This is a genomic window from Bradyrhizobium sp., assembly GCF_035701725.1.
GTDB lineage: Bacteria > Pseudomonadota > Alphaproteobacteria > Rhizobiales > Xanthobacteraceae > Bradyrhizobium.
On record NZ_DASSRP010000163.1, the window covers coordinates 1 to 2,257 of the forward strand.

The following is a 2,257-nucleotide window of genomic DNA, read 5'->3' on the forward strand; positions in this document are numbered from 1 at the left end:
GAACGGGCCTGGTCGACCGCGCTGCTGGCCATCCGCGCCGATTCCTGCACCTGGCGGCTGATCTCGTTGACCGAGGACGACAGCTCCTCGGTGGCGGAGGCCACCGACTGCACGTTCGTGGAGGCCTCCTCGGAGGCCGCCGCGACCGTCGTCGACAGTTCCTGCCCGCGCTTGGCCGTGCTCGACAGGGTCCCGGCGGAAACCTCGAGTTGCGACGACGCCGTGGAGACGTTGTTGACGATATCGCCGATCATCCGCTCGAAGTCGCGGGTGATGCCGTCGACGCGGCGGCCGCGCTCGATCTTGGCTTCGGCATCCTTCGCCGCGGCCTGATCGGCGGCGCGCTTGGCAATCAACGCCTGCTTGAAGATCTGCAAGGCATCGGCCATCTGGCCGATCTCGGTATGCTCGCCCTGGTGCGGCACATTGGCCTCGAGCTCGCCCTAGCCGAGCGCCTGCATCGGCTCGACGATCGAGGCGATACCGGCGGCGACGTCGCGGATGACATAGAAACTGACGGCTGCGCCGGCGAGGATGGAAAGGCCGACGATCGCCGCCAGCATCATCAGGATCGACGAATAAGTGTCTTCCGCCGCCTTGGTGTCCTGCGCCGCGCCGCGGTCATTGAGCTCGATATCCTTGGCCAGGATCGCCTTCGCCTCATTGCCGACCTTGATGGCCTGCTGGTTCGCCTGCAACGCCTCACGCGGCAAACGGCCGGCTTCCTTGCGCGACAGGTCCAGCACCTTGGCGGCGATACCCGCATATTCCTGCCAGCGTGCCGACCACTCGGTGTACAGCGCGCGTTCCTCCGGCGATGTAATCATCGTTTCATAGGACTTTCGGACATTCGTCATGTTCTCGACGATGCCCGCCATCGTCTTTTCCAGCACCGCCTTGTCTTCGAGGGTTTCGGCCAGCATGTGGGCGTTGAGCACATTGCGGTAGTAGACGGCGCCGACATTCAGTTCACCGAGCGCCTTGATGCTGGGCAGCCAGCTGTTGGCGATCTCCTTGGTGTGGGCATTCAGTGAGCGCATGCTGGTGGCGGAGAGCAGGCCCATGCCGGCGAGCGCCAGCAGCAACAGTGAAACGAGGCAAATGATCTTGGCGCGGATCGAAAACTTGGCGAACATGACGGCCCCCACAGGTAGCAAATCAGACCCGCTGCCACTGGTGCGCCAAAAAGGTTACTGAAAGCTGTCGGCGCGGCGCCTCGAGAATCAGGTCCGCAAATTTCGCATAGGCGAGGCGTCGCCCTGCCCCGATGGCGGATGAGCAACGACGCCCGCCACTCCGGCAAGTTCATGCTGGAGCTCGTGGGCGCATGGATGGCGACGGGATTCCGAAGGCAGACCGTCGACGGCGTGCCGAAAGATCGCGCGCACGCAGCATGGGCCCGCACTGAGGCGTGCGTCAGCGGCGGCGCTTACGCCGCCCGCACGTCGGTAAGGAACTTCGAGACCTCGCTGCGCAGCCGGCTTGAATCCGACGACAGCGTCTTGGCGGCTGCCAGCACCTGAGAAGACGCCGAGCCGGTTTCGGCCGCGCCGCGTTGCACGTCGGTGATGTTGGACGAGACCTGCTGGGTGCCGTGCGCCGCCTGCTGCACGTTACGGGAGATTTCCTGCGTCGCGGCGCCCTGCTCTTCCACGGCAGCGGCAATGGTCGAGGAGATTTCCGACAGCTTCTCGATGGTATCGGAGATTTCCTTGATCGCCGCGACCGAGTCCTGGGTCGCGGCCTGAATGCCGTTGATCTGCTGGCCGATCTCGCCGGTGGCCTTCGCGGTCTGCTCGGCCAGCGCCTTGACCTCGGAGGCGACCACGGCAAAGCCGCGGCCGGCCTCGCCGGCGCGGGCCGCCTCGATGGTGGCATTGAGCGCGAGCAGGTTGGTCTGCCCGGCGATGGTGTTGATCAATTCGATAACGTCGCCGATCCGGGTCGCGGCCTTCGACAATTCGCCAACGCGATCCGTCGTCGAACGGGCCTGGTCGACCGCGCTGCTGGCCATCCGCGCCGATTCCTGCACCTGGCGGCTGATCTCGTTGACCGAGGACGACAGCTCCTCGGTGGCGGAGGCCACCGACTGCACGTTGGTGGACGCTTCCTCGGAGGCCGCCGCCACGCTGGTGGAGAGTTCCTGCGAGCGCGAGGCCGTGGTCGACAAGGTGCCGGCGGAGGCTTCGAGCTGGGAGGATGCCGAAGAGACGTTGTTGACGATGTCGCCGATCATCCGCTCGAAGTCGCGGGTGAT

General features: G+C 65.4%; 2 protein-coding genes and 1 pseudogene. All 3 read right to left on the bottom strand.

Annotated features, from left to right (window positions below; translation table 11 throughout):
• Positions 1 to 425 (bottom strand): annotated as a pseudogene (locus tag VFL62_RS09645) (methyl-accepting chemotaxis protein); the annotation flags it as partial.
• Between the two features lie 18 nt (positions 426 to 443).
• On the bottom strand, positions 444 to 1,136 hold the full coding sequence (locus tag VFL62_RS09650) for an MCP four helix bundle domain-containing protein (RefSeq protein ID WP_325172144.1): 693 nt from the start codon (positions 1,134 to 1,136) through the stop codon (positions 444 to 446).
• A 293-nt stretch (positions 1,137 to 1,429) separates the two neighbouring features.
• Positions 1,430 to 2,257: methyl-accepting chemotaxis protein (locus VFL62_RS09655; protein ID WP_325172145.1), on the bottom strand; the 828-nt coding region annotated here is incomplete at its 5' end.